This window comes from Geodermatophilus ruber (assembly GCF_900114385.1).
GTDB classification, from domain to species: domain Bacteria; phylum Actinomycetota; class Actinomycetes; order Mycobacteriales; family Geodermatophilaceae; genus Geodermatophilus; species Geodermatophilus ruber.
The window spans coordinates 43,740-70,192 of record NZ_FOSW01000009.1 but is presented as its reverse complement, the minus strand read 5'-3'; the positions used below and the strand labels follow the sequence as shown (position 1 = coordinate 70,192).

At 72.1% G+C, this 26,453-nt stretch carries 25 protein-coding genes; 14 read left to right on the top strand and 11 right to left on the bottom strand.

The window, feature by feature from the left end; all coding sequences use genetic code 11:
- Positions 1-38 precede the first annotated feature (38 nt).
- Complete coding sequence (locus BMZ50_RS15105; protein WP_218146273.1) at positions 39-551, top strand: Lrp/AsnC family transcriptional regulator; 513 nt, start codon at positions 39-41, stop codon at positions 549-551.
- Between the two features lie 108 nt (positions 552-659).
- The gene (locus tag BMZ50_RS15100; protein ID WP_218146272.1) at positions 660-1,628 is read left to right on the top strand and encodes a hydroxymethylglutaryl-CoA lyase; all 969 of its coding nucleotides are present in this window, start codon (positions 660-662) and stop codon (positions 1,626-1,628) included.
- A gap of 52 nt (positions 1,629-1,680) precedes the next feature.
- Here BMZ50_RS15100 and BMZ50_RS15095 read toward each other — a convergent pair whose 3' ends face one another.
- From BMZ50_RS15095 to BMZ50_RS15075, 5 genes are all read right to left on the bottom strand, one after another.
- A complete protein-coding gene (locus BMZ50_RS15095; RefSeq protein ID WP_091326076.1) occupies positions 1,681-2,565 on the bottom strand; it encodes an SDR family oxidoreductase in 885 nt (294 codons plus the stop codon).
- Between the two features lie 109 nt (positions 2,566-2,674).
- Entirely contained in the window at positions 2,675-3,559 is an 885-nt protein-coding gene (locus BMZ50_RS15090) for an SDR family oxidoreductase (RefSeq protein ID WP_091326074.1), read from the bottom strand.
- A complete protein-coding gene (locus tag BMZ50_RS15085; RefSeq protein ID WP_091326073.1) occupies positions 3,556-4,473 on the bottom strand; it encodes a sugar ABC transporter substrate-binding protein in 918 nt (305 codons plus the stop codon). The genes BMZ50_RS15090 and BMZ50_RS15085 overlap by 4 nt, the downstream gene beginning before the upstream one ends.
- A 25-nt stretch (positions 4,474-4,498) precedes the next feature.
- On the bottom strand, positions 4,499-5,413 hold the full coding sequence (locus BMZ50_RS15080) for a sugar ABC transporter substrate-binding protein (protein WP_091326070.1): 915 nt from the start codon (positions 5,411-5,413) through the stop codon (positions 4,499-4,501).
- A gap of 264 nt (positions 5,414-5,677) precedes the next feature.
- Positions 5,678-6,103, bottom strand: a complete 426-nt coding sequence (locus tag BMZ50_RS15075; protein ID WP_091326068.1) for an organic hydroperoxide resistance protein — start codon at positions 6,101-6,103, stop codon at positions 5,678-5,680.
- 157 nt (positions 6,104-6,260) lie between these two features.
- Between BMZ50_RS15075 and BMZ50_RS15070 the strand changes: the two genes are divergently transcribed.
- From BMZ50_RS15070 to BMZ50_RS15045, 6 genes are all read left to right on the top strand, one after another.
- Entirely contained in the window at positions 6,261-6,575 is a 315-nt protein-coding gene (locus BMZ50_RS15070) for a DMT family transporter (RefSeq protein ID WP_091326065.1), read from the top strand.
- 344 nt (positions 6,576-6,919) lie between these two features.
- Entirely contained in the window at positions 6,920-8,218 is a 1,299-nt protein-coding gene (locus BMZ50_RS15065; protein ID WP_218146270.1) for a YlbE family protein, read from the top strand.
- A 69-nt stretch (positions 8,219-8,287) separates the two neighbouring features.
- Complete coding sequence (locus BMZ50_RS15060; protein WP_091326059.1) at positions 8,288-9,646, top strand: glutamine synthetase family protein; 1,359 nt, start codon at positions 8,288-8,290, stop codon at positions 9,644-9,646.
- Positions 9,643-10,344 (top strand): gamma-glutamyl-gamma-aminobutyrate hydrolase family protein, encoded by a 702-nt coding sequence (locus BMZ50_RS15055; RefSeq protein WP_177212810.1) that lies wholly within the window; start codon positions 9,643-9,645, stop codon positions 10,342-10,344. The genes BMZ50_RS15060 and BMZ50_RS15055 overlap by 4 nt, the downstream gene beginning before the upstream one ends.
- Positions 10,341-11,864 carry a purine-cytosine permease family protein gene (locus tag BMZ50_RS15050; protein WP_177212809.1) on the top strand — a complete coding sequence of 508 codons (1,524 nt, stop codon included), beginning with the start codon at positions 10,341-10,343 and terminating at the stop codon, positions 11,862-11,864. The genes BMZ50_RS15055 and BMZ50_RS15050 overlap by 4 nt, the downstream gene beginning before the upstream one ends.
- Positions 11,865-11,889: 25 nt before the next feature.
- Positions 11,890-12,528 carry an NAD(P)H-dependent oxidoreductase gene (locus tag BMZ50_RS15045; protein WP_091326054.1) on the top strand — a complete coding sequence of 213 codons (639 nt, stop codon included), beginning with the start codon at positions 11,890-11,892 and terminating at the stop codon, positions 12,526-12,528.
- 58 nt (positions 12,529-12,586) lie between these two features.
- Here the strand turns inward: BMZ50_RS15045 and BMZ50_RS15040 are convergent, their stop codons facing one another.
- From BMZ50_RS15040 to BMZ50_RS15015, 6 genes are all read right to left on the bottom strand, one after another.
- Positions 12,587-13,603: a LacI family DNA-binding transcriptional regulator gene (locus BMZ50_RS15040; RefSeq protein ID WP_091326052.1), complete on the bottom strand. Its 1,017-nt coding sequence runs from the start codon at positions 13,601-13,603 to the stop codon at positions 12,587-12,589.
- 104 nt (positions 13,604-13,707) lie between these two features.
- Complete coding sequence (locus BMZ50_RS15035; protein WP_177212808.1) at positions 13,708-14,232, bottom strand: Lrp/AsnC family transcriptional regulator; 525 nt, start codon at positions 14,230-14,232, stop codon at positions 13,708-13,710.
- A gap of 56 nt (positions 14,233-14,288) precedes the next feature.
- Positions 14,289-15,779, bottom strand: a complete 1,491-nt coding sequence (locus tag BMZ50_RS15030; protein WP_218146269.1) for an APC family permease — start codon at positions 15,777-15,779, stop codon at positions 14,289-14,291.
- Positions 15,780-15,917: 138 nt separating this feature from the next.
- Positions 15,918-17,216, bottom strand: coding sequence for a YlbE family protein (locus BMZ50_RS15025; RefSeq protein ID WP_218146268.1), 1,299 nt, complete (start codon positions 17,214-17,216; stop codon positions 15,918-15,920).
- Positions 17,217-17,224: 8 nt separating this feature from the next.
- Entirely contained in the window at positions 17,225-18,571 is a 1,347-nt protein-coding gene (locus tag BMZ50_RS15020; RefSeq protein ID WP_091326048.1) for a glutamine synthetase family protein, read from the bottom strand.
- 197 nt (positions 18,572-18,768) lie between these two features.
- On the bottom strand, positions 18,769-19,806 hold the full coding sequence (locus BMZ50_RS15015) for an NAD(P)-dependent alcohol dehydrogenase (RefSeq protein ID WP_091326047.1): 1,038 nt from the start codon (positions 19,804-19,806) through the stop codon (positions 18,769-18,771).
- Between the two features lie 195 nt (positions 19,807-20,001).
- Between BMZ50_RS15015 and BMZ50_RS15010 the strand changes: the two genes are divergently transcribed.
- The 6 genes from BMZ50_RS15010 (at position 20,002) to BMZ50_RS14985 (ending at position 26,313) form a co-directional block, all read left to right on the top strand.
- Entirely contained in the window at positions 20,002-21,228 is a 1,227-nt protein-coding gene (locus BMZ50_RS15010) for an aromatic ring-hydroxylating oxygenase subunit alpha (RefSeq protein ID WP_091326045.1), read from the top strand.
- 209 nt (positions 21,229-21,437) lie between these two features.
- Complete coding sequence (locus BMZ50_RS15005) at positions 21,438-22,451, top strand: helix-turn-helix transcriptional regulator (RefSeq protein WP_143087185.1); 1,014 nt, start codon at positions 21,438-21,440, stop codon at positions 22,449-22,451.
- A gap of 148 nt (positions 22,452-22,599) precedes the next feature.
- Positions 22,600-23,052, top strand: coding sequence for a hypothetical protein (locus tag BMZ50_RS15000; protein WP_143087184.1), 453 nt, complete (start codon positions 22,600-22,602; stop codon positions 23,050-23,052).
- 21 nt (positions 23,053-23,073) lie between these two features.
- Entirely contained in the window at positions 23,074-24,177 is a 1,104-nt protein-coding gene (locus BMZ50_RS14995; RefSeq protein ID WP_091326038.1) for a 2Fe-2S iron-sulfur cluster-binding protein, read from the top strand.
- 36 nt (positions 24,178-24,213) lie between these two features.
- Entirely contained in the window at positions 24,214-24,648 is a 435-nt protein-coding gene (locus tag BMZ50_RS14990) for a nuclear transport factor 2 family protein (protein WP_091326036.1), read from the top strand.
- A 189-nt stretch (positions 24,649-24,837) separates the two neighbouring features.
- A complete protein-coding gene (locus BMZ50_RS14985) occupies positions 24,838-26,313 on the top strand; it encodes a purine-cytosine permease family protein (protein WP_091326033.1) in 1,476 nt (491 codons plus the stop codon).
- Positions 26,314-26,453: the final 140 nt, after the last annotated feature.

Below are 26,453 nucleotides of genomic sequence, written 5' to 3'. Positions count from 1 at the left end.
TCAGATCGATCAGCTCACATCGAAGGAGGTGCCAGGAAGTGAACGAGGTGAGCAGCATCGACCGGCTCGACGCCGAACTGCTGGCCGCGCTCGACGCGGATCCGCGGCTGCCGATGAGCGAGTTGGCCGCCCGGTTGCGCGTCGCCCGGAACACCGTCCAGGCGCGCTTGACCCGGTTGACGGACGCCGGCGTGCTGGAGGGCTTCGGCGCCCGGGTCGACCTGGCACGCCTGGGCCTGGCGGTGGTGGCCTTCGTCCACCTGGAGCTGGCGCAGGGCGCGCTGCAGGCGGTCATCGACGAGCTGCGCTCGCGCGCCCACGTGCTGGAGGTGAACGCGACGACGGGGCGCAGCGACCTGGTCGTCCGGATCGCGGCCCGCAGCCACCCGGAACTGCAGGCGGTGCTGCAGGACGTGCTGGCCGTCCCCGGGGTGCTGCGCACGGCCACGGAGATCGCGCTCAGCACGCCGGTTCCCTACCGGGTCGCTCCCCTGCTGAGCGCCCTGACCGAGGGCAGCGGGCGCGGCCGGGCGCAGCCGCCTCTCGGGTGACCGGTCTGCGCAGGTCGTGGACGACACCGGCGTGAACGTGCGTTAACGTGCCGGGCAGTTGATGACCGCCGGCCACCGAGCCGCGGGCGAGCACTGGAGGTGGACGTGGTGGCGACCCCTGAGACCGGCCCATCCGCGCGCGGGGTCGCCAGCACGCGGCTGCCCGGCCTGCCCGAGCGGGTCGAGATCTACGAGGTGGGCCCGCGCGACGGGCTGCAGAACGAGTCGGCGGTCGTGCCGGTCGCGGTGAAGGCGGAGTTCGTGCGCCGGCTGGTCGCCGCGGGGCTGCGCACGGTCGAGCTGACCAGCTTCGTGCCGCGGCGGTGGATCCCCCAGCTCGGCGACGCCGAGGAGCTGCTCGAGCTGCTCGGGGACGACCAGCCGCCGCGCGCCCCCGTGCTCGTGCCCAACGAGAAGGGGCTCGAGCGGGCCGTCGCGGCAGGCGCGCGCGAGGTGGCGGTGTTCGCCTCGGCCACCGAGTCCTTCGCGCGGCGCAACCTGAACCGCAGCGTCGCCGAGTCGCTGGAGATGTTCGCCCCCGTCGTCGCGCAGGCCCGCGCCGCCGGGCTGCCGGTGCGCGGGTACGTCTCCATGTGCTTCGGCGACCCGTGGGAGGGCGCGGTCCCGCTCGGGCAGGTCGCGGAGGTCACGCTGCGGCTGGCCGAGTTCGGCTGCACCGAGATCAGCCTCGGCGACACCATCGGCGTCGGCACCCCCGGGCAGGTCGCCGCCCTGCTGGACCTGCTCGGGCGCGGTGGGCTGGGCGTCGACCGGCTCGCCGTCCACTTCCACGACACCTACGGGCAGGCGCTGGCCAACACGCTGACCGCCCTGCAGCACGGCGTCACCACCGTGGACGCCTCCGCCGGCGGGCTCGGCGGCTGCCCCTACGCCGGCAGCGCCACCGGCAACCTGGCCACCGAGGACCTCGTCTGGCAGCTGTCCGGCCTCGGCATCGACACCGGCGTGGACCTGCCCGCGCTCGCCCGCACCAGTCTCTGGCTGGCCGGGCAGCTCGGCCGCCCCAGCCCGTCGCGGGCCCTCGCCGCCCTCACCCCTTCGCTGCAGGGGGCATGACGACGGGACCGGTCGGCGGACTCCCCGCCGACCGGCCCCGCCCGAACCGCCTTCAGCCGCGGATGACGTCCGCGTGGTCGGCGGCGAAGTCGGCGAAGGAGCGGGGCGCGCGGCCCAGCAGGTCCTCGACCGTCGTCGTCACGAAGCTGCTGCCGCCTGCCCGGTAGAAGCCGCGGCCGTAGATCGAGGCGAACTCGACGGCGACCCACTCCGGCCAGCCGGTCGCGACCAGGTGGGCCTCGTACTCGTCGGCGGTCAGGTCCACGTACTCGATCCGCCGGCCGAGCGCCTCGCTCAGCACGTCGGCCATCTCCGGGTAGCTGAGCGCGGCCGGCCCGGTGAGCTCGTAGGCCCGCTTCTCGTGCCCGGGCTCGGTCAGGACGACGGCGACGACCTCACCGATGTCCCGGGTGTCGAGCTTGGCCACCCGGGCGTCGCCCAGCGGGGCGTAGATCCGGTTCTCGTTCTGCAGCGACGCAACGTCGAGCAGCAGCACGTTCTGGAAGAAGGAGCTGGGGCGGATGTGCGTCCAGGCCATCCCCGACCGCTCGACGTCCTGCTCGCCCTTCCAGTGGAAGCTCAGGCTCATCGACGGCTCGTCGGCGGCGACCCCGATCGCCGACATCTTCACGAAGTGCCGGACGCCGGCGTCGGCCGCCAGGGCCACCGTCGCCGACTGCACCTCGTCCCACCCCGGGAGGGTCGGCGGGACGTAGTAGACCTTGTCCACCCCCTGGAACGCGGCCGCCAGGGTCTCCGGTCGCGAGGAGTCCCCCGCCACCACCTCGGTCCCCGCCAGGGCGGGGAGCGTGCGGGCCCGCTCGGGATCGCGGCTGACCACGCGCACCTGCGCGCCCCGGCGGAGGAGGTGCGCGACCGCCTCGCTGCCGGTGCCGCCGGTGCCGCCGATGACCAGGACGCGGGGCTGGGCCGTCATGGGGCCTCTCCTTCGGTTCGGTGCCGGCGACCGGAGGACGCGGGCGGGATGGAACGGGTCTCCCGGCCGCGCCCGACGCGCGACCGGGAGACCCGGGTCAGGGGTGGAGCTAGACCGCGCGCAGGAGGTCGGCGTGCTCGCGGGCCCAGTCGGCGAACGACCGCGGCGGCCGGCCGAGGAGGTCCTCCACCGTGGAGGTGGTCCGGGCGCTGGCCCCGGCGCGCTGCTTGCCCCGGCCGTAGAGGGTGGCGAACTCCTCGGCCAGCCACTGCGGGACGCCGACCGAGGTCAGCAGGGCCGCGTAGTCCTCCGGCGGCATGTCCACGTACCGGATCTCCCGGCCGCAGGCCCGGCTGAGCTCGGCCGCGATGTCGTCGTAGCTCAGCGCGGCGGGCCCGGTCAGCTCGTAGGTCCGGTTCTCGTGACCGGGCTCGGTCAGCACCTTCGCCACGACCTCGCCGATGTCGCGGGCGTCGATCTTGGCGAACTTGGCGTCGCCCACGCACGAGTAGAAGCAGGACTGGGCCTGCACCGCCGGGGCGTCGAGCAGCAGCACGTTCTGGAAGAAGGAGTTCGCCCGGATGTGGGTGAACGCCATCCCGTGGCGCTCGATCTCCTGCTCGCCGCGGTGGTGGAAGCGCAGGATCAGCGACGGCTCGTCCGGGTCGGCCTCGAAGACGGAGAGCTTGACCAGGTGCCGCACGCCCGCGGCCGCCGCCATGTCGATGATCGCGGACTGCGTCTCGTCCCAGCCCGGGTGGGTCGGCGGGACCAGGTAGACCTTCTCGACGTCCTCGAAGGCCTCCTTCAGCGTCTCCGGCTGGGAGGAGTCACCCGCGACCAGCTCGGCGCCCTGCAGCGCCGGGTTGTCCGCCGCGGCCGACGGGTCGCGGGTGACGACGCGGACCTGCGCGCCACGGGCGAGGAGGTGGCGGACCGCCTCGGCGCCGGTGGCGCCGGTTCCGCCGATGACCAGGATGCGGCCGGTGCTCATGCGTCCAGCCCCTTGAGCTCGTTGTAGGTGACGCGCTGCTCCCAGGGCACCCAGGCGTCGAGGCTGTCGGCGGTGATCATGCGGCCGATGGGGCTGACGAAGACCTGCCCGTCGAGCGGCTCGCCGTGCAGGAAGTGCCGGGCGAGCAGGTCGCCGACCGTGGTGCCGATGCCCGGGATGTCCGGGTCCCAGGTGCCGTGGTGGATGCCGCGGCGGATGAGGTCGACGGCCTTCGGGGTGCCGTTGCGGGAGACCATCTTGACCTCGCCGAGCCGCCCGGCCTCCTCCAGCGCCTGGACGGCGCCGAGCATGGTCTCGTCGTTGTACGGGATGAGCCCGTCGAGCTTGGGGAAGTCGGCGAGGATGTTCGCCGTCTTCTCCCGGCCGCCCTCGGCGACGTCGGTGATGTTCTTGTAGCGCGGGTCCTCCGGGTCGTTGACCAGCCGCAGGCCGGCCCACTTCACGCCGTAGGTGATCCCGAGCATGAGCTCGATGTCGTCCACCACGTCCGGACCGCCGACGACGGCGACCTCGGCCCCGGGCTCGAGCATCTCGGCCAGGGACTCGGCCATGTAGACGCCGTGGTTGAAGTTCGGGTAGACGACCGAGGCGTCCACCGGGAACCGCGGCTTCTCCAGGGTGACGACCTTGATGCCCTTGCTGCGGGCGTAGGCCACGGCCTCGGCCGGCTCACCGGCGTCGATCACCCAGACGACGATCGCGTCCACACCGGACTCGGCACCGGCCCGGACGGCCTCGCCGTAGGCCTCCAGCCAGTTGTCGTGCCGGAAGTCCGGGTGGATCACCCGGCAGTCGATCCCGTCGGCGGCCAGCCGGCTCTCCAGGCCGTGGCCGAGGGCGTCCACGGCCTGGTTGGAGCCGTAGGCCATGGGGCTGACGAACAACACGCGCACTGTCTTCTCCTCCTCGTGGGTCAGCTCAGTCGAGCCCGTGGACGAGCGGACGCCAGTCCACGCGCTGCTCCCACGGCTTCCAGGTGTCGAGGTTGCCGGCGTGCACCATCCGGCCGACGGGGCTCATGACCAGCTCGCCCGGCGCGGCGTCGCCGTTCAGCACGCGGGCGGCCAGCGCGCCCGCGGCCCAGCCGATGCCGGTCGGCTCGATGTCCCAGGTGCCGGAGGTGAGGCCGTCACGAACCGCCTGGACGGCCTTGGGGGCGGCGTTGCGCGAGACCATCGGCAGCCGGCCCAGGCGGGGGTCGCCGTCCAGCGCGCGGAGGGTGCCCAGCATGGACTCGTCGTTGTAGGGCACCAGGGCGGTGATCTCGGGGTGCTGCGCCAGCAGGCGCACGGCCACCTCGTGCCCGCCGTCGGCGACGTCGGTCATGTTGCGCCACTCGGCGAGCCCGGGGTCGTTGACGACGGGGATCCCGGCCCGGCGGAAGCCGTACAGCAGGCCGGCGACCTCCTCGTTGTCGTCGGCGGTCCCGGGGCCGCCGATGATGCCGATCCGGTCCTCCCGGGTCAGCCGGGCGGCCAGCCAGGTGGCCATGAACAGCCCCTGGTTGAAGTTCGGGTACAGCACGGCGCCGTCGACCTCGAAGTCGGGCTGGACCAGCGACACGACGCGCACACCGGCGGCGCGGGCGCGGGCGGCGGCCTCGGCCGGCTGGGTGGGGTCGAGGGCGTACATGACGATGGCGTCGACGCCCGCGGCGACCGCGGCGTCGAAGGCGTCCGCGGTCTGCTTGCCGATGTCCGGGAGACGGAAGTCCGTCGTCAGCACCCGGGTCTCGCCGCCGGCCTGACGCACCGCCGCGGCCAGCCCGTAGGCCAGCGCGTCGATGGCCGGGTTACCCCCCTCGGGCAGCGGGTTCACGTAGAGGACGCGCATGCGGGATTCCTTCCTGAGGGACCGGTTCGGGCGAGCGGACGTCGGGCGCGGCACAGGACCGACGACCAGGTCCAGCGGCCGGACGGGGGGATGGGTGCGCTGGACGCTAGGTGCGGCGCGCTTCGGAAGTCAATGCCATGAGAGTCGTCTGGATCGAGATCGAGGAAGGAAGCTGCCATCCGTCTCGATATCCGCCCCTCGGTGCTGCGGAGGCGAGGGCCTCCCGGCGGACGCGCCGGGAGGCCCTGCGGAGCTGCAGCAGGCTCAGATGCGCTCGGCGACCTGCAGGGTGACCTCCACGTTGCCGCGCGTCGCCCGCGAGTAGGGGCACATCTGGTGGGCCGCCTCCACGAGCTCCTCGCCCTGCTCCGCGGTGACCGAGGACGGGAAGGCGACGACGAGGGTGACCGCCAGGTCGGACACGCCGCCCTCGTGGGCCAGGCCCACCTTCGCGGTGACCTCGAGGCCGGCGACATCCAGCTCGCGCTTGCCTGCCACGTGCTGCAGCGTCGAGGAGAAGCAGGCGGCGTAACCCGCGGCGAACAGTTGCTCGGGGTTGGTCCTGTCCCCGCCGGGTCCCCCCAGCTCCACGGGCGAGGCCAGTTCGAGGTCGAGGATGCCGTCGTCGCTGACGACCTCGCCGTCGCGGCCCCCGCGGGCGGTTGCTGCCGTGGAGTACAGGATGCGCACGTGGATCTCCCGGGTTCGCAGGTGACTCCCAGAACGGGAGCGAGTTTTCGAACCGAAAACTAGGCTGCGGTAGCGAGATCCGGCAAGGATCGTGGGCGAACGGGACGAGAGACGATCCCTCGTCGCGAAATCGTGATCAGTCGTTAACCTCCCCGCCATGGCATGGGTCGTGCTGGTGATCTCCGGCTTGTTCGAGACGGTCTGGGCCGTCGCGCTCGCGGAGTCGAAGGGCTTCACCCGCCCGATCCCGGTGACGATCTGGGCCGTGGGCATGGTCGTGAGCATGGCCGGGCTCGCCTACGCGCTCCGCGAGCTGCCGGTCGGCACCGGCTACGTGATCTGGGTCGGCATCGGCGCCGTCGGGACAGCGGCCTACGGGATGGTCGTGCTGGGCGAACCGGTGACCGCCCTGCGCCTCCTGTGCCTGACGCTCATCGTCGGCGGCGTGGTCGGACTCAAGCTCCTCCACTGACCCCCGTCGGCGGGCACAGCCTGTCGACCGTCCCCCCTCGTGCGCCGACGTCACCGCACCCCCGCGCGCGACCTGCCTGCATTCCCGCTGGTTACGGCCCTGTTTCCGGCCTGTTGCGCCTACACGCACCCCGGGCGGCGGTACCGATCGGGGCATCCGCGTCCCGCCGGAGTGGTGCTTGACACGTGCCCGACGCATCGCCACGATGCCGTGAGCAAAACGGTTTGGCACCACGCCGGAGGGGCCCGCGCGCTCCGACCGCCCGTGGCCGACATCCACCGCGGCGCACCGCTCCACCCCTGCACACCGCACGCCTGAACGCACAGCCGGCTGCCGCCTCCGCCGTGGCAACCGGCGAGAACCTGGAGGCCCACGTGCACGACCCCGACGCCCGGATCGAGGCGGCCAACCGCGAAGCCGTGCAGCGACTCTTCGACGGGCAACCCCGGCTGGTCGACGTCCGGCCGGCGATCGACGTCCTGCCCGGGATGACGAAGGACACCGTTCTCACCTCCGGCCCGCCGCTCCCCTGGTCGGAGTACACCGGCGGCCAGCGCCGGGCCATCGCCGGCGGAGCGGTCTACGAGGGCCTCGCCCCCGACCTCGCGGCGGCCGAGAAGGCCCTCGCCAACGGCGACATCCGGGTCGCCGGCTGCCACGACTTCGCCACCGTCGGCTCGCTGGCCGGCGTCACCACCGCGTCCATGCCCGTGCTCGTCGTCGAGGACGAGCACAGCGGCCACCGCGGGCACTGCACGCTCTTCGAGGGCGAGACCAAGGCCCGGCTCAACTACGGCCTCTACGACGCCGACGTCCAGCAGAACCTCGAGTTCCTGGCCGACGTGATCGGCCCGACGCTGGGCGAGGCGGTCCGGTCCGTCGAGGGCGGCATCCCGCTGCGTCCGCTGATCGAGCGGGCCCTGCGCCAGGGCGACGAGCTGCACAGCCGGAACACCGCCGCGTCGCTGCTGTTCCTCCGCGAGCTCGTGCCGGCCCTGCTCGACCTGGCGTCACCGCACGCCCGGGCGCTGACCGACTACATGACCTCGGGCGACTACTTCTTCCTCCGCCTGTCGATGGCCGCCTCCAAGTCGATGGCCGACCGGGCGTACGACGTGCCGGGTTCCTCGGTCGTCACCGCGATGGCGTTCTCCTGCCGGGAGTTCGGCATCCGCGTGTCCGGGCTGGGGTCGCGCTGGTTCCGCGGGCCGCTGCCGGCACCGGAGACCCACCAGCTCTTCCCCGGCTTCACCGCCGACGACATCGAGGTCATGGGCGGCGAGAGCCCGATCACCGAGGTCAACGGCCTCGGCGGGCTGGCCCAGGCCGCGGCGTTCCCGCTGCAGGCCTACCAGGGCGGCACGCCACAGCGCATGGTCGAGCGCAACCTCGAGATGTACGAGATCACCGTCGCCGAGCACCCGACGTTCCGGATCCCCTTCCTGGAGTACCGGGGGACGCCGGCCGGCATCGACGCCCGGCGGGTCGCGGCCACCGGCATCACCCCGGTCATGGACGTCGGCATCGCCGGGCGGGCCGGCGGCCAGATCGGTGCCGGCTGCTTCCGCGCTCCGCTCCAGCCCTTCCTCGACGCGGCCGCGGCGCTCGCGGCACAGCCGGCCGGGGACGCCCTCCCCGCCTGATCGCCGTCCTCGACACACCCCCACCGACTCCCCCGCCCTCCGGCGGGGCTCCCGACAGGAGACACCGACATGGACACCGTCAACGAGATCACCGACGAGCACCGCAGGCTCGCGCAGGAGCTGGCCGGCAAGGGCGTGAAGTACGCCTTCGCCAGCTGGATCGACGTCCTGGGCCGGCCGAAGTCCAAGACGGTCCCGATCGACCACCTGCCCAACCTGCTGGCCGGGTCCGAGCGGTACACCCCGCGCGGCATGGGCGGCATCGGGGTCATGGACCCGGTCGAGGACGAGGTCGCCGGCATCCCGGACCTCTCCACCCTGAAGGTCCTCCCCTGGGACCGGCGGGTCGCCTGGATGGTCGCGGACATGTCCTGGGGCGGCCGCGAGCCCTACGCGCTCTGCCCGCGGTCGATCCTGAAGAAGCAGGTCGCGGCGGCCGCCGAGCTGGGCTTCGTCGCCCAGCTGGGTGTGGAGCCGGAGTTCTACGTCTTCAAGCCCGAGTCGCTGCAGGAGGGCAGCCGCCAGCTGATCCCGATGGCGCAGAGCGGTGAGATCAAGCCGTCCCCCGCCTACGACGTCGAGACGACGGTCGACTCGCTGCCCTTCCTCGACAAGATGGCCAGCTACATGGCGGAGCTGGACTTCGGGCTGTTCAGCTTCGACGCCGAGGGCGGCGAGGGGCAGTACGAGTTCGACTTCGCGCACGCCCCGGTGCTCGAGTCGGCCGACCGGCTGACGCTGTTCCGCTTCATGGCCCGGCAGGCGGCCAAGGAGTGCGGCCTGCTCGTGACCTTCATGCCCAAGCCCTTCGCGGACCTGTGGGGCTCCGGCGCGCACTTCAACATGAGCCTGGAGGACGCCGACTCCGGGAAGAACGTCTTCCGCGAGGGCACGGGCAACGATGCCTGGACCAAGCTGACCTACGCCTTCGTCGGCGGCATCCTCAAGCACGCCCGCGCGCTGACCGCTCTGGCCAACCCGACGACGAACTCCTACCGCCGGCTGGTCCCCCGGCTGGCCGACGGCCAGATCTCGTGGGCCCCCACGAAGATCAGCTACGGCTACAACAACCGGTCCTGCATGCTGCGGCTGCCGGCCAACCGTCCGGCCGTCGAGAACCGCGCCGTGGACAGCGCGGCCAACACCTACCTGACGGCCGCCTTCATGCTCGCCGCCGGGCTGGACGGGATCCGCAACAACATCGACCCGGGCGAGGCGCGCGACGACCTGTCCTACATGGCCCAGGTCGACAGCCTGCCGCGCAGCCTCCTGGAGGCCGTCGAGGCCTTCGAGGCCGACCCGCTCACCCACGAGGTGTTCCACCCCAACTTCATCCGCGAGTACGCGGAGATGAAGGTCGCCGAGTGGGACCGCGCCAACCTCGAGGTGACCGACCGCGAGCGTGCGGCCTACCTGCTGAACCTGTGACGATCGTCGGCCTCGTCGCGGGGCACGAGGGCAGGTCCCTCGTACTCCTGCGCGCGTACGTCGACGCCGTGCTCGCCGCGGGCGGCACCCCGGTGGTGCTGCCCGCGGCCTTCGGGCCCGGCGACGACCGCCTCGACCGGGCGCTGGCCCCGGTGGAGGCGCTGCTGCTGACCGGCGGGGGTGACATCGCCCCCGCCCGGTACGGCGCCCCGACCACCACCACGCTCGACCACGTCGACCCGGTGCGCGACGACGTGGAGCTGCGGGCGCTGCGGTGGGCGGAGCGGTCGGGGATCCGGGCCCTGGGCATCTGCCGGGGCGCGCAGCTCATGGCCGTGGCGCACGGCGGCAGCCTGATCCAGGACCTGCCGGCCGCCGGTTTCGACGCGCACGTCGACGTCCGGCACGACCGCGGCTACGCGACGCTCCGGCACGGGGTCAAGGCGGAGCCGGACAGCCTCACCGAGGCCGTGCTCGGCGGGCTGGACGAGGTCAACACCCACCACCACCAGGCGGTGCACTCCCCCGGCCAGGGGCTGACCGCCACCGCGTGGAGCACCGACGGGGTGATCGAGGCGATCGAGGGGCCCGGCCTGCTCGGGGTGCAGTGGCATCCCGAGACCCTCTTCGCCGCCGACCCCCGGCACCTACGTCCCTTCCAGTGGCTCGTCGACGGAGAACAGGGGTTGCGCACGTGAACCGAGAGAGCACCACCGCCGCACCGCTCCCGGTCGGCTCCAAGGATCGGGTCGGCCGGATCGAGCAGTACGGCGTGGAGCACATCCCCGAGGAGGAACGGCACTCCGGGCCCCGCAACATCCGCGCCATCCTCTTCGGCGGCAGCCTGACGTTCAGCCTGATCATCATCGGCTGGTTCCCGATCAGCTTCGGGCTCAGCTGGTGGCAGGCGGCCAGCGCCGTCGTCGTGGGGTCGGCGTTCGGGGCGGCGCTGCTCGCGCCGATGGGGCTGATGGGCCCGCGCACGGGCACCAACAACCCGGTCTCCAGCGGCGCGTACTTCGGCGTGGCCGGGCGGCTCATCGGCTCGTTCCTCGAGGCCACCGCCTCGCTGGCATTCGCCGCGCTGAGCATCTGGACCGGTGGGGACGCACTGGCCGGGGCCCTGCAGGCCTTCTTCGACATCGAGGACGACACGGTCCCGCGGCTGGTGGCCTACGGCATCCTGTCCGTGATCGTCACCGTGGTGTCGATCCTCGGGCACGCCAACATGGTCGCCGCGCAGCGGTTCATGCTCCCGACGGCCGGGCTGGTCATGGTGGTCGGCCTGTTCGTCTACGGGCGCGACTTCGACGCCTCCTACGCCGGCACCGGGGAGTACGCCCTCGGCTCGCTCGCTGCCACCTGGGTGGTCTCCGCGCTGATCTGTGGATCGACCGTCGCGTCGTACGGCGCCTATGCCGGCGACTGGACCCGGCACATCTCGACCAAGCTGCACACCGACGGGTCGATCGTCCGGTCGCTGTTCCTCGGCGGCCTGTTCGGGATGGGCGGGCCCTTCATGTGGGGCACGTTCACCTCCGCGGCGATGTTCTCCGCCGGCACCGCGGACGCCGGGACGCCGTACGTGCTCGCCCTCGTCGACGCCGCCCCGCTGTGGTTCGTGCCGGGTCTGATCTACATGGGCCTGGCGTCCGGGACGGCGCAGGCGGTGATCAACACCTACGGCACCGGCCTGGACACCTCGGCGATCATCCCGAGGCTCAACCGGACGCAGGCGACCCTGCTCGCCTGCGTCGTCGCGACGGCGCTGGTCTACGTCGGTGAGTTCAGCCAGGGCATCGAGGACGGCGTCAGCGTCTTCCTCACCCTGCTGGCCAGCTTCTCCATCCCGTGGATCGTGATGGTGACGATCGGCCACTTCCGCCGGAAGGGCTGGTACGACGTCGACGCCCTGCAGGTGTTCAACCGCGGCGAGAAGGGCGGCATCTACTGGTTCTGGCACGGGTTCCACCTGCCGGCCATGACGGTGTGGGGCTTGTCCACGGCGGCCGGTCTGCTCTTCTCCGCCAACACCTGGTTCGTCGGCCCCGGTGCGGACCTGATCGGGGGGACCGACGTCGGCTTCCTGGTCGCCGGGATCGTCGCCGCGGCGCTCTACCCGCTGGCGCTGCGGCTGTTCCCGGAGCCGTCGGTGGTGTTCGGCCCGGCCGCCCCGGCGGCTCCGCCGGTGCTGGCGGCCGAGGCGGAACCCGCGTGAGCGGCTCGCACGTGCGGAGACCGCGATGAGGGTCCTCGTGCTCAAGGCGAGCCCCCGCCGGGACGGGAACTCCGCCCTGCTCGCCGACGCCGCGGCCGCGGGCGCCCGGGAGGCCGGGCACGAGGTCACCGTCCGGCACCTCGACGACGCCGTCGAGGGGATGCTGCGCGACTGCCGCACCTGCCGGCGGGCCGACGGCAGCTGCGGCATCGATGACGGCTACGAGCGGCTGCTGCTGGACGACCTGGTGCCGGCCGACGCGCTGGTGCTGGCCACGCCGCTCTACTGGTACGGGATGAGCGCCCGGCTCAAGAGCGCCGTCGACCGGTTGTTCTGCTTCATGTCCGAGGGCTACCCGGGCTCCGGGACGGTGCTGGCCGGGCTTCCCGGCAAGCGGGTCGGCGTCCTCATCGCCTGCGAGGAGAGCTACCGCGGCGCGACGCTGGGGCTGCAGGCCCAGTTCCAGGAGCTGACCCGCTACCTGCGGCAGGACCTGGTCGGCGTCGTCGTCGGGATCGGCAACAGCCGCGGTGACGTGCGGCTGGACCCCGGGAACCCCCTGGGTGCCGCGGCGGACCTGGGCCGGCGGCTGTTCGACGCCCGGGTGACCGACTACCGGTTCGACACGCCGCGCGACAACGCCGTCTGGTCCTCGGCGGACTGACCGGCGTCCTTCGGCGCCCCGGGTGGTGTGCGCACCACCCGGGGCCCGCTGACGTTCGTCAGCCCCGGCGGAGGGTGGACCCGCGGGCGAACAGCTCCACCGGGACGTGGACGTCCCGGGGCGGGGCTGCGGCATCGTCGAGCACGTCGAGCAGTGCACCGGCAGCGGCGCGACCGATGTCGCGGGGGTGGAGGAACATCCCGGTGACCTGCGGAGAGGTCAGCTGGAGCACCGAGCTGTCGACGGCGCTGCAGACGCCGAGCTCCTCGGGCACCCTCAGGCCGCGGCGCTGTGCCTCGTGCAGGACCCCGAGGGCGAGGTCCTCGGCACTGGCATACACGGCGTCGGGCCGGGGGTCACGGTCGAGCAGCGAGCGCAGGGCCTCGGCGGCGGCGTTCTCCGTCGGCGGTTCGTCCACCGTCACCACCACCGGCGGCATCCCGCGCGCCGCCGTCCAGGCGGCGTATGCCTCGAGCACGTCGGACGTGTACGAGCGCGCCGTGGTCGTGATCATCAGGGCTGGACGCCGGTACCCCTGCTCGGCCAGATGCTCGAGCATGGCGACAGCCGCCGCCCGGTGGTCGTTGTCGACGACTGCCGCGACCTGCTCGACCATCGTCGGCCGGCCGGTGGTCACCATCCGGCGAGGGTGGTGCCACCGGTCGGAGAACAGGGGCTCGTCACCGCGCGGGTCGACGACGATGACGCCGTCGACGGCGAACTCCTCGACCGTGGCGGCGTCGGCGCTCGGCGGCGTGAGGATGACCGCGTACCCCCGCTCGGCGGCCGCCTCGGCGGCGCCGTTGAGCAGATCCAGGAAGTAGTCCGATCGTGGGATCAGGGCACTGGAGCTGACGTGGTCGGCGAAGCCTGCGACCTGGATCGCCACGGTGCGGCTCTTGCGGGTGACCAGCTGCTGCGCGTGCACGTTGGGCCGGTAGGCCAGGTCGGCCACCGCCTGCTCGACTCGGCGGCGCGTGCCCTCCGCGATCCGGCCCCGCCCGCTCAGCACGTGGGACACGGTGGTGATGGACACCCCGGCCGCTTCCGCGACGTCGCGAATCGTGGTCGGCACGCCGCCCCCATCTGTCCGGGGCCAGGCCCACGTGTGCTGAGCAGCTTATCGCCCGGCGGAACCGCGGCTCGGGCACGACTGCGAAGCCGGCGGTGCCGCCCCCGTCAGGGGATCTCCCACTCGTAGGAGAACTTCTCGATCTTCAGGATCAGGGACGTCTCGACGTCGATGACCCCCTCCATCGGCCCCAGCACGTCCGTGGAGAAGCGGACGACGTGCTCGTGGTCGGTGAAGAACGCCTCGAGGATGAGGTCGTACCGGCCGGCCGAGATGCCGCAGTAGCGCACCTCGGGCCGCTCGGTGAGGGCGTCGGCGACCGTCTGCAGCAGCTTCAACTGCACCGAGACGCCGATGATCGCCGAGACGGTGAGGCCGGCCAGCCGCGGTGTCGGGACGGCGACGATCTGCACGAGGTCGCCCTCCAGCAGCGCCGCCAGCCGCTTGCGGACGGTCGTCTCGGTCACCCCGAGCCGGCGCGCGATCTCGGTGTTGCTGGTCCGGCCGTCGACCTGCAGGACGCGGAGGATCTCGCGATCGGTGTCGTCGATGGCCGTCACGGGCAGGGCGCCGGGCACGACGCCGTCCGCGGGACGGCCGTTGGACTCGGCCGGTGAGCTGCGACGGGGCATGGGCGAGAGCCTAGGAGGCCGGCCGGTCCCGTGCGGTCGCCCGACCGGTGGACCCATCAGTAGATCTGCGTCTGCGTCAGGGCCTCGTAGCGGGCCCGATCGCGCCGGCGCAGCACGGTCGTGACCACCACGCCGACCGCGAAGGCGACCGGGAGGCACGCCAGCAGCAGCACGTTGACCCAGTCGGTCCGCCCGCTCAGCAGCTCGAAGTTGATGGCCACCAGCCAGGTGGCGACCACCAGGCCGACGAGGCTGGCCAGCGGGGCGACCAGCGTCGCCCAGACCGACATCCCGTGCCCGGCCGCGTGCCGCCGGAAGTAGACGACGATCGCCACCGCGCACAGCGCCTGCAACACGATGACAGCCAGGATGCCCGGCCCCACCATCAGCAGGAACAACCCCAGGTAGGGGTCGGCCCCGGCGAGGGCGAACAGCAGCACGACCACCACCGCGGCCGCCGCCTGGACGGCGCTGGCCACGTGCGGCGACCCGTGCCGCGGGTGCACCGCCGCCAGCCGGCGGGGCAGCAGCCCCTCCCGGCCGAGGGTGAACAGGTAGCGGGAGGTCGTGTTGTGGAAGGCGAGCGTCGAGGCGAATGCGCTGGTGATCAGCAGGATCTCCATGACCACCGTCGCCCCGTGGCCCACGTACTGCTCGGTGGCGATGAAGAACAGCTCCGTCGGGTTCTCGGTGGCCGCCGCGACGATCTGCGACTCCCCGAAGGCGACGACGGCGATCCACGCCATGAACGTGTAGAAGATGCCGAGGAAGCCGAGGGCCAGGTAGGTCGCGCGGGGCACCGTGCGGGCCGGCTCCCGGGTCTCCTCGGCATAGATGGCCGTGGACTCGAAACCGATGAAGGCGCCGAAGACCACGGCGAACATGGCACCGGTGCCACCGCCGGCGAAGATCGCCGACGGGGAGAACGAGCCGAACTCCAGCCCTTCCGGGCCGCCCTGGAGGAGGACCGGGACGGCGAGGACGAGCAGGATCGCGACCTCGGCGAGCAGCGCGATGCCGAGCACCTTGGCCGACAGCGAGATGCGCCGGTGCCCGAGCACCGCGACGATCACGATCGCGAGCAGCGAGAAGACCGGCCACGGCACGTCCACCCCGGTCAGCCGGCTGACCGTGCCGGCCGAGAACGACCCGAACGCCCCCAGCTGGCCGATCGCGATCACCGAGTACGCGCACAGCGCCAGCACGGCCGCGCCCCCACCCATCGGCCGGCCCAGGCTGCGCCCGATGTAGGAGTAGAACGCCCCGGGGTTGCGGATCCGCAGCGCCATCCGGGTGAACCCGACGGCGAACAGCAGCAGCACCAGGGCCGCGACCAGCTGCGCGCCGGGGGCGCCGACCCCGCCGATGAGGAAGGCCAGCGGGGCGAAGCCGGCCACGACCAGCAGGGGCCCGGCCGCCGCCACGACGAAGAACGCCAGCTCGAAGGGGCCCATGCGGGTGCGCGAGAGCCGGGCGTCCCGGTCCCCCGCGACGGAGGGGGACGACGCGCCGGGGGTGACCGGCCGGACGGGGTCTGACGTGGCCACGAGCTCTCCTGGGGTCGGCCGGCGGTGCGGGCGGGTGGTGTGGGCGCCCGGCGAAGGAGTGGAGCCCTCCTCGCCGGGAGGTGCAGGGGTGGTCGGCCCGGGTGGGCGGGAGGGCCCCGCCCACCCGGGCCGCAGGGATCAGCCGGTGACGTACCGGCGGCGGTAGGCGTCGGCCGCGTCGGTGAAGCAGTCCAGGTCCGGGCGCAGGACCCCGGCCCCGATCTGCCCGCCGTCCTTGCCGGCCAGGCCACCGTCGATGACCGGGACGACCCCGGTCTCCAGCACCTTGAAGACGTCGATGCCGACCGGGGAGCCACGGAAGTCCAGCGGCGGCAGCCGGAAGTCCGGGTGCTCCCCCACCGTGATCGCGTACATCGCCTCGTTGTTGGCGCGCATCGCCTCGCTGGTGCCGCCCTGGTAGGCCTGCAGGGTCGGTGCGCAGGCCTGGGCGAAGCCACCCAGCCCGATGGTCTCGGTCACGCAGCTCTCCCCGCCGATCCACTCGGCGTCGGCCTCGGTGAACCCGTCGAAGAACCGGCCCTCGAGGCGCGGGTGCGCCCCGCGGAACCACTCGTCCTCCAGCCCGCTGACCCGGATGCCGAACTCGCGGCAGTTCAGCGCCATGCCGGTGAGCACGCTGCTGTACGGGATGCCGTGGGCGGCGTCCGCGGTGGCCTTGGCCGCCGCCATGCCGAGCCGGAGGAACGCGTACTCGTTGCGGCTGAGGAACTCGAACACCGCACGGGCGGCCGCCGCGTGCTCCGTGGACTCCAGGTCCAGGAACGCCGGGGTCAGCTCCCGGGTGAGCAGGAGCGTGGCGGCGGTGTTGCGGCTGTGCAGCTCGTCGCCGAGGCGCAGCGCCCGGGCCATGAGCGGCTTGAGCCGGATCGGGCCGGTGCGGCGCAGGCACTCGGCCAGCAGCGGGCCCATCACCTCCTCCAGCCAGCGCAGCCCGGTGACGACCTCCTCGCCGTAGGAGCCGTAGTTCAGCCGGTGGCGGCTCTCGCCCTCGTAGAGGTTGCAGAAGGCGGTGTTGCCGTGGGTCTCGTCGCGGACGACGAGCACCGGCATCGAGGCGGTGTAGATGCCCGCGACCGAGCCGATGCAGGCGTGCTGCTGGGTGCTGCGCACCTGGACCCGGCCGGACTCGATGGCCTGCTCGGCCCCGGCGAGGTCGGCGGCGAGGCCCTCGTAGACGGCGGCGTAGAGGACCGCCCGGCGCTGGCCGCCGGTGTACTCGTGCCACTCCAGGGGGGCGCCCGAGGTGAGGATCGTCGAGGGCGTCATGCCGGGCACGACGTCCCCGGCGGGTGCGACGTCCACCAGCACCGGCTCCGCGGCGGTCAGCCGGGACAGCGTCTCCGCGTTGGCGGCGCGGCGGCGTTCCTCGACGTCGGCGGGCAGGTCGAGAGCGAAGGCCTGGGAATCGATGGTCACCGGCGGCCTCAGATCCGCTGCAGGTAGGTGCGGGTCTCCCAGTCGGTGACGACCGACCGGTACTCGTGCGCCTCCTGCCGCTTGTAGGCCAGGTAGGTGGCGTGGAAGTCGGCGCCGAACACGTCCTTGGCGACGTCGTCGGTCTCGAACTCGTCCAGCGCCTCGTCGAGGGTGGCCGGCAGCGCGAGGTTGCCGTACTGCGCCAGCTCCTCCTTGCTCAGCTTGTAGGTGTCCCGGTTGAGCGGCTCACCGGCGTCCAGCTGCCGCTTGATCCCGTCCAGCCCGGCGGCCAGGACCATCGCGATGCCCAGGTGGTAGTTGACCGCGCTGTCGGCGGTGCGGACCTCCAGGCAGTGCCGGTTGACCGGCATCCGGCACATCAGGGTGCGGTTGTTCTCCCCCCAGGCCCGGTGCACCGGCGCCCAGGAGATCTCGTCCATGAAACCCTTGCTGGTGAAGCGCTTGTAGGAGTTCACCGTCGGGCAGATGACCGCGTTGATGGCGCCGGCGTGGGCCAGCACCCCGGCGACGAAGTGCCGGGAGAGGTCGCTGTAGGCCGGGGTGCCGTCGCCGGCGGCGAAGACGTTCTCGCCGGTGTGCAGGTCGGCGAGGCTGATGTTGATATGCGCCGCCGAGCCGAAGTCGTCCTGGAACGGCTTGGGCATGAAGGTCGCGATGCAGCCGTTCTCCCGCGCCACGGCCTTGGCCATCAGCCGGAACAACACCATCTGGTCGGCCATGGTGAGCGCGTCGGTGTAGTCGAAGTTGAACTCGTACTGGCCGTCGCCGCCCTCGTGGTCGAAGGAGTAGACGCCCCAGCCGAGGCTGTTCATGTGCCGGACCATCGGGCCCAGGAACGGCTCGGCCAGGATCGTGGCCTCGACGTCGTAGCCGCGCGTCTTGGCGTGCACCCGGTCGCTGGCCACCAGCGGCTGCCAGCCGTCGGCGGTCTCCCGCACGACGTAGAACTCCGGCTCGATGCCGACGTTGGCGGTGAAGCCGGCCGCCGCCGCCGCCTCCACCTGGCGGACGAGCGTGTTGCGCGCGTCCTGCTCGTAGGGCACGCCGTCCAGGTGCAGCCGGGTGGGCACCAGGGCGAAGCGCTTGTCCCACGGGAGGACGACGAGCCGGTCCAGCTCGGGCATGCCGGCGCACTCGTCCTCGTGCGGGCCGAGCTCGCCCATGCCCTCCAGCGCCCCGACGGTGTAGAGCTCCGAGCCCTTGGCCATCGAGGGCAACGACCGGACCGGCACGCACTTGCTCTTGGGCACGCCGTGGATGTCGGTGTACCAGCCGAAGACGTACTCGACGCCCTGCTCGATCAGCTGGTCGCGCAGCTCCTGCGCCTGTGTCATGAGTCACTCCTTGATCGGATTTCGTAGCAGCTTCGCAGCTCTGCATCGAATGTCAACGGCCCGAGCTGCATGAATCGCGGAATTTCGACCTGCGTAACGCGACCGTCACGGGACGCCCCACGACCGGTCCCCGGGCATGCCACAGCCGTGGCCGGCCCCTGCGGGCCGGCCACGGAGTGGCGCGCTCGGCGAGCGGGTCAGGAAGCGGCGTTCGGCGTGAGGACGGCGCGGCCGCGGACCCGGCCGTTGTCCAGGTCGTCGAGGGCCGAGACGGCGTCCTCCAGGGCGTAGCGCTTGGTCTCGAGCTTCACCCGGTCGCGGACCACCAGGGCCATCAGCTCGGAGAGGTCGGCGTAGTTGCCGACCATGGTGCTGACGACGGTCGCCTCCTTGAGGATCAGCTCCATCGTCGCCAGGCCCAGCTGGGCGCCGTAGCCGACGATCGAGTACGTGCCGCCCTGGCCCAGCATCGAGACGGCCTGCTGCGGGGTGTCGCCCTCGACCACGAAGTCGAGGACCAGGTTCGCGCCGGCCCCGCCGGTGAGCTCCGCGACCCCCGCCGCGGCGTCCTCGACGCCGAAGACGGCCTCGGCACCCACCTTGGCGGCCAGGTCGCGGCCGAGCTCGCTCTTGTCGACGCCGACGACCCGGGCCGGCGTCATCTCGTTCAGCAACTGGACGCCGATGTGCCCGAGGCCGCCACCCGCGCCGAGCACGACGACCGTCTGCCCCGGCTGAAGGATCTTCGAGGCCTTGCGGACCGCGCGGTAAGCGGTCAGCCCGGCGTCCGCGTAGGGGGCCACGTCGATCGGGTCGATCTCCTGCGGCAGCACGACCAGCGCCCGCTCCGAGGTCCGCATGTACTCGGCGTAGCCGCCGTCGGCGTTGACGCCGGTGAACATGCCGGCCACGCAGTACATGTCCTCACCGCGCCGGCAGCCGGCGCAGACGCCGCAGGTGGCCAGCGGGTGGCAGATGACGGTGTCACCGACCTTCACGCTGGTGACCGATTCCCCGACCGCCTCGACCCAGCCGGCGTTCTCGTGGCCCAGGGCGAAGGGCAGCTCGGGGCCCATGACCTGCTCGAACCAACCGTCGCGCACGTGCAGGTCGGTGCGGCACACCCCGGCGCCGCCGATCCGGACGATGACGTCGTTCGGCCCCTGCAGGTCCGGCTGCGGGACGTCGTCGAGCCGGGGCATGGTGTGGTACTCGTGGAGCCGGACGGCCTTCATGTGCTTCCTCCTGGGATGTGACAGGGGCCTCACCGTCCTCATCCGCGCTGCTCGTCGCAATTGGCCGAAAGGCCATGGCTGCGGCCCCCGCGGCCGCCCGGCCTGGAAAGACTGGCCTTTGCGCCAATGGACCGCGCACCACCGACCGCCCAGCATTCGGGGTGACGAGCTTCACACCCCCGCGGAGGTCCCACCATGTCGTTGACGGAAGCCACTCCCCCGGCCGCGCCCCTGCGTGGGGCCGAGCAGCTCCAGGGCCTGCTCGAGGTCCTGGCCGAGCGGGCCGCCCGTCCCCTCGAGGAGGCCCGCGCCCTGCCCGGCGCCTTCTACACCAACGAGGCGCTCTACGAGCTCGAGATCGAGAAGATCTGGCGCAAGTCCTGGATCCGCGTCGGCCGCGTGGAGGAGCTGGCCCAGCCCGGTGACTTCATCAAGCACGACATCGCCGGCGAGCCGATCCTGATCACCCGCGGCGCCGACGGAGAGATCCGGGCGCTGTCCCGGGTCTGCCAGCACCGGTTCATGGACATCCTCGCCGACTGCGAGGGGCAGAAGGGCAACGCGGAGTCCTTCGCCTGCCCCTACCACAAGTGGACCTACGGGCTGGACGGCAAGCTGGAGGGTGCGGCCCACATGGGCAAGAGCAACCTGTTCCAGCGGACGAAGGACAGCATCGCGCTGCCGACCTTCAAGACCGCCGTCTGGCAGGGCTTCGTCTTCGTCAACCTGGACGCCGACCCCGCCCCGCTGAGCGACCTGACCGACCAGATCGAGCCGCGCCTGGGCAACTACGACATCAGCGAGTGGCGGCTGGCCGACCGCATCATCTGGGGCGAGGTGGAGGCCAACTGGAAGGTCGGGATGGAGAACGGCCGGGAGGCCTACCACCACATCGGCACGCACCTGAACTCGCTCGAGGCGATGTGGCCGGCCCACATGGTCGACTTCGACGAGGTCGAGACCAGCGACTTCTTCTTCGCCCGGATGTTCGTCTCCCCGGAGGCGGCCGGCGGGCAGGAGGACGGCCACTACCTCCAGCCGCTGCTGCTGCCCGGAGCGCCGAACCTGACGGCCTACGAGCGATCCTTCGTGACCGTGGCCGGCATGTATCCGGGCTTCATCCTGGTCCCCGGCCCGGACGCCACGCTGACCATCACCTTCCTGCCGACCGGCCCGACGTCGCACTACGCGGAACTGGACATCCTGGTCCACGAGTCCGCCCTGTCGGACCCGGAGCTGACGGAGAAGGTCAAGGAGTACCGGGAGTGGCTCAGCAGCGTGAACGGTGAGGACGCCAAGGCGCAGGCCGACGTCCAGATGGCGCTGACCACCCGGACCAACGTCGACGGCGGGCCGCTGTCGCACCTGGAGGTGGCCATCCAGACCTTCCAGCGGTACCTGGCCAAGAAGCTGGTCGGCTGACCGGCGCGACCCACCCCACGGGCCCGCCGCGTCCCCCGAGCTCGGGGGACGCGGCGGGCTCGCGCCGTGCCGGACCCACCCCACGCCCGTGTGGATCGGTACGGATCGCCTCACCGACGCGTTAATTTTGGTCGACTTCCTGTACCTCGGGTCGAAAGAAGAGCACCATGCGGTCGCCCGGTGCTCATCCATCCGACGGGAGGTCGCTCATGGCCGGCATGCCGCCCTGGCAGGGCATCCCGCTCAGCAGCGAGGCCGTCGAGGTGGTCTCGCAGGTCGCGGGGATCGTCACCTCCAGCGCCTCGGTCGAGGAGCGCATGGAGGAGGTGCTCGACCAGCTCCGGCGGGTCTTCCCCTTCGACGCCGGCATCGTGACCAGTTCGACCACCACGCCGTCGGGCTCCCGGACACCGATCCTGTCCCGGGGCTACGACGACGACTTCGTCGAGTACCTGCTCAGCCCCGAGTGGCAGGCCGAGCTCATCGAGCCCTTCGGCATGCCGCGCACCGGGTGGCCGCTGCGGGAACGGGACCTGCCGGTCGACCCGATGACCGTCCGGGGGATCGCCGAGTACGGCCGCGCCCAGGGGCTCTACGAGGGGATGGTGAGCGCCCTCCACACGCCGGACGGCCGGCACACCGGCTTCCTCATGCTCTCCGGGTCGAGCGAGGAGTCCCCGTCCGACGAGGCGTGTGCGGTGGTCGGGCGGTTGTCCCTGGCGCTGGCGAACATGGTCGACCCGATGCAGTCGGCACGGGTCCTGGCCACGACCCTCGAGGCCGACGCCACGTCGCTGGCCGTCCGGCCCGACGGGACCGTCGTCCCGCTGCACGTGCCCGGGGGGACCGATTCCCCCGTGCTGGACCTCCCCGTCACGGAGATCGTCGCCCGCGTGCTGCCCCGGGGCCGGTGGACCGCCTCGTTCCTGTGGCCCCGCGACGGCGGCGGCTGGTACTCCTGCCAGGCCTTCCGCTGCCGGGACGGCGTCGCCGTCCTCGCGGTCCGGGACGCCGGTCGGCTGCACGACCTCACGCCCCGCGAGCTGGAGGTCCTCACCAGCCTCACCACCGGGGACTCCAACAGCGACATCGCCGACCAGCTGTCGGTGACCACCCGGACCGTGCGTGCCCACGTCGAGCACGTCATGGCCAAGCTGCGGGTCGGTTCGCGCTCGGCCGCGGTGTCCCGCGCCCTGGCCGAGGGGCTCATCCTCCCCCGCTGAGCGGGCCGCGGCGGTCGAAAACCGATCTTCGACCGGCCTCTGCCGTCGAAGATCGGCGTTTGCGCCAATTGTCGGTTCCCTCCCCTGCCTGTGAGATCGCTCACGAGGAACCGCCGAACAGACAGAGGTGAAGAACGTGAAGGTCCGGATGACCGCAGCAGGCACCGCCAACTGGGAGACCCCCGTCCAGATCGGCCTGGACCAGTGGCGGGTGAACTACGAGACCTGGATGGTCACCCGGTACACCTTCGAGAACGGCCGCGTGGTGCACGTGAAGACCCGGTACGCCGGCGTCGACGACATCGACCTGGGCGCGACGGCCCCCGTCAGTGGCGGGTTCGGCCACATCGAGGGCAACGACGAGGACGGCGACAAGCTCTTCGGCCGCGTCGACTGGGTGGTCCGCGAGGGCTACCAGGGCGGGGTCTACACGTTCCTCGGCGGCACCGGGAAGTGGAAGGACGCCAGCGGCGTCGTCGAGGCCGCGGTGTGGACCGACGAGGAGGAGCACGAGCAGGTGATGCCGCCGACCGGGCCGATGCGCAACTACGGCTTCGTCGACGGCGAGGGCGAGATGTCGGTCCCCAACCTCGGCGCCTGAGCGCGACCGCGGTCCGGCACCATGCCTCCCCTGTCCCGACGCTCGGCGGGCACGACCCCGGCGTTCAACCCCCTCGCGCGGCGGCGGGCACCCGCCCTGCACCGGCTGCGCGTCGCCGACGTCCACCCGCTGACCGAGGACGCGGTGCGCATCAGCTTCGAGGTGCCGGACCGCCTGCGCGACGACTTCCGGTTCCGCCCGGGGCAGCACCTGGTGCTGGTCCACCCGGACGGCGAGACCCGGCGGACCTACTCCATCTGCAGCCCCGCGGGCGGCCGGCTCCAGGTCGGCGTCAAGCGGCAGGACGGCGGGCTGTTCTCCACCTGGGCGATCACCGAACTGCGCCCCGGGGACGAGCTCGACGTCATGACGCCGATGGGCCGGTTCTGCCTGGACCTGCTGCCCACCCACAGCAAGCACTACGCCGCGATCGCGGTCGGCAGCGGGATCACCCCGATCCTGTCGCACGTCGCGACCGTGCTGGAGGTGGAGCGGCACAGCACCGTCACGCTGGTGTACGCCAACCGGACCAGGGCCAGCACGATGTTCGCCGCCGAGATCGACGAGCTGGTCACCCGGTACCCCGGCCGACTCACCGTCCACCACGTGCTCTCCCGGGAGCCCGTGCCCGGCGACCACCTCTCCGGCCGGCTGACCGGGGAGCTGCTGCGCACCACGGTCGCGGCCGACGGCGTGGACGCCTGGCTGCTCTGCGGGCCGGAGGAGCTGATCAGTGAGATCACCACGCTGCTCGCCTCACTCGGGGTGCCGGCGCGCTCGATCCACCACGAGCTGTTCACCTCCGGTCAGGACGACGCCGAGGAGGAGCCGTCCGGAGAGGTCGTCGACAGCGACGTCACGATCATCGCGCAGGGCGAGAAGACCACGGTGCGCGTGACCGCCGAGGACCGCTCGGTCCTGGACGCGGTGCTGCCGGTGCGCCCCGAGGTCCCCTACTCCTGCCGGGACGGCGTCTGCGCGACCTGCCGGGCGCTCACGGTCGAGGGCTCGGTGGTGATGCGGCGGACCACCGGGCTGGACGCCGACGAGCTGGGCGCCGGCTACGTCCTCACCTGCCAGGCCCGCCCCACCAGCAACCGGGTCGTCCTCGACCTGGACGCCTGAGCCACCCCTTCCCCACTCTTCCGAGGAGACCCGTACGTGACGAGCGACGAGCAGGCGGTCCGCGCCACCATCACCGGCTGGGTGCAGGCGATGAAGGCGCTCGACTTCACCGCCGGCCGGCAGTACTGGGACAGCGACTTCGACGGCCTCGTGTACCAGCCCGAGGAGCACGTCCTCCCGATCACCGACTGGGACGCGCTGCTGCGCTACTGGGAAAGCGACACCGGGCACGTCGAGTCGATGCTGGAGTGGGACGAGATCGCCACCGACGTCGCCGTCCTCGGGGACGCCGCGTTCGGCTTCAGCCGGCTGCGCACCCGGATCAAGCTCCACGGCGCCGACCCGACCTTCGACGGTGAGGTCCGCTGCTCGTTCGTCCTCCGTCGCACCCCGGCGGGCTGGCGGCTGGTCCACCACCACGAGTCCCGCCTCGTCGGCGTCGACGAGGCGCTGGAGTCGCTGGCCGGCTGATCCCACGGTCGCGGGCACGCAGCGCTGCGCTGCCCGAGCTCCACCGGGTGCAGGTGCCCCCTCGCGGGACGCCTGCACCCGGGCTCCGACGTGCTCCGGCACGTGCGCACCACGGCGTCCGCTCGAGCCCCGGCGGATGACCGCACGATCGGCAGCGCGGAGACGCGGCGCCCGTTCCTAGGAGTTCCCATGTCCGACACCGTTCGAACCCCGCAGGGAAGCACCGCGGCCCCCGCGACCGACGTCGCCGGCAAGGTCGAGGTGAGGGGCATCGACTTCGTCCCGCCCGAGGAACGCCACGGCGGTCCTCGGGACGTGGCGTGGATCTACTTCTCCGCGAACATGCTCTACCTGTTCTTCGTGCTCGGCGGGACGATGCTCCTGCTGGGCCTGTCCCTGGCGCAGGCGATCGGCGTGGTGGTCGCGGCCAACCTCGTCTACGTGCTCGTGGGCTGGCTGGCAACGAGCGGGTTCGCCTCCGGGACACCGTCGGCCGTCATCACCCGGGCGGTGTTCGGCGTCCGCGGCAACCGGGTCTTCATGTCCGGGATCATGTGGGTGATCGCCGTCGTCTACGGCGCGATCAACCTGGCCCTCGGCGCGCTGGCCGGCTTCGCGCTGGCCGGCGAGCTCGGGATCCCGGTGAACGTGCCGGTCCAGGTCGTCATCCTGCTGGCCCTGGCCGTGACCACGTTCGCCGTCACCATCTACGGCCACGCCACGATGGTGAAGCTGAGCCCGGTCTTCGGCCTCGTCATGGGCGCCGTCATCGTCGTGCTCGGGATCTTCGTCGTCTCGAAGGCCGACTTCGGCTACGCGCCGGCTGCCCCGCTGGAGGGCGCGCCGCTGCTGGCGTCGCTCCTCATCGGCTTCACGCTGATCGCCGCCCCGGCGATGTCCTACGTCAACGGCGCGGACTTCGCCCGCTACCTGCCGGTCTCGTCCTCCCGCGGCAAGGTGACCCTCTGGACGGCGGCCGGCGGGATGCTCCCGTCGGTCGTGATCTCGCTGCTGGGTGTGCTGGCCGGTACCCGGATCGACATGACCGACCCGCAGGTGTCCATCGCCGAGATCGTGCCCGGCTGGTTCTACCCGCTGTTCCTGTTCGTGGTCGTCGGCGGCGCGGTGTCGAACAACGTGCTGCTCGCCTACTCGGCCGGCCTGTACCAGCAGGGCATGGGGGTGAAGCTGAGCCGGGTCCGCTCGGTGCTCTTCATCGGCGTGCTGATCACCGCGGTGGCCTTCTACGCCTCGTTCGCCACCGACTTCCTGGTGACGGTGAGCAACTTCGTGCAGTTCAGCATCGTCGTCCTGGCCCCGCTGATGGCGGTGTACGCCACCGACATCGCGGTGCGCCGCAACCGGTACGACGGCGTGGCGCTGCACGACGAGACGCCGGGCAGCCCGTTCTGGTACCGCGGCGGGGTCAACTGGGCGGGGGCGGTCGCGCTGCTGCTGGGGGCGGTGGTGTCCCTGCTCTGCGTGAACACCACGCTGTGGACCGCGCCGATCGCGGCGGCGCTGGATGGGGCGGACCTCTCGCTGGTCGCCGGTGCGGTGGTCGCCTCGGCCGCCTACCTGCTGCTGCGCCCGCTCGCCGGTCCGGCCGGCCGGCCGCTCCCGGGAACCGCACCCGCGGTGCCCACGCAGGTCCCGGCCGAGTGAGGACGAAGATCTGAGGTACGGGCGGCCGGCCGGGGCATCGACCCCGGCCGGCCGCTCGCGGTTGCGCGTTTCCCGGGCCCGGAGGTGGGGCCCGAACAGCCCGACGCCCGGCACGCCGGAGTCGGAGTCGGAGTCGGAGG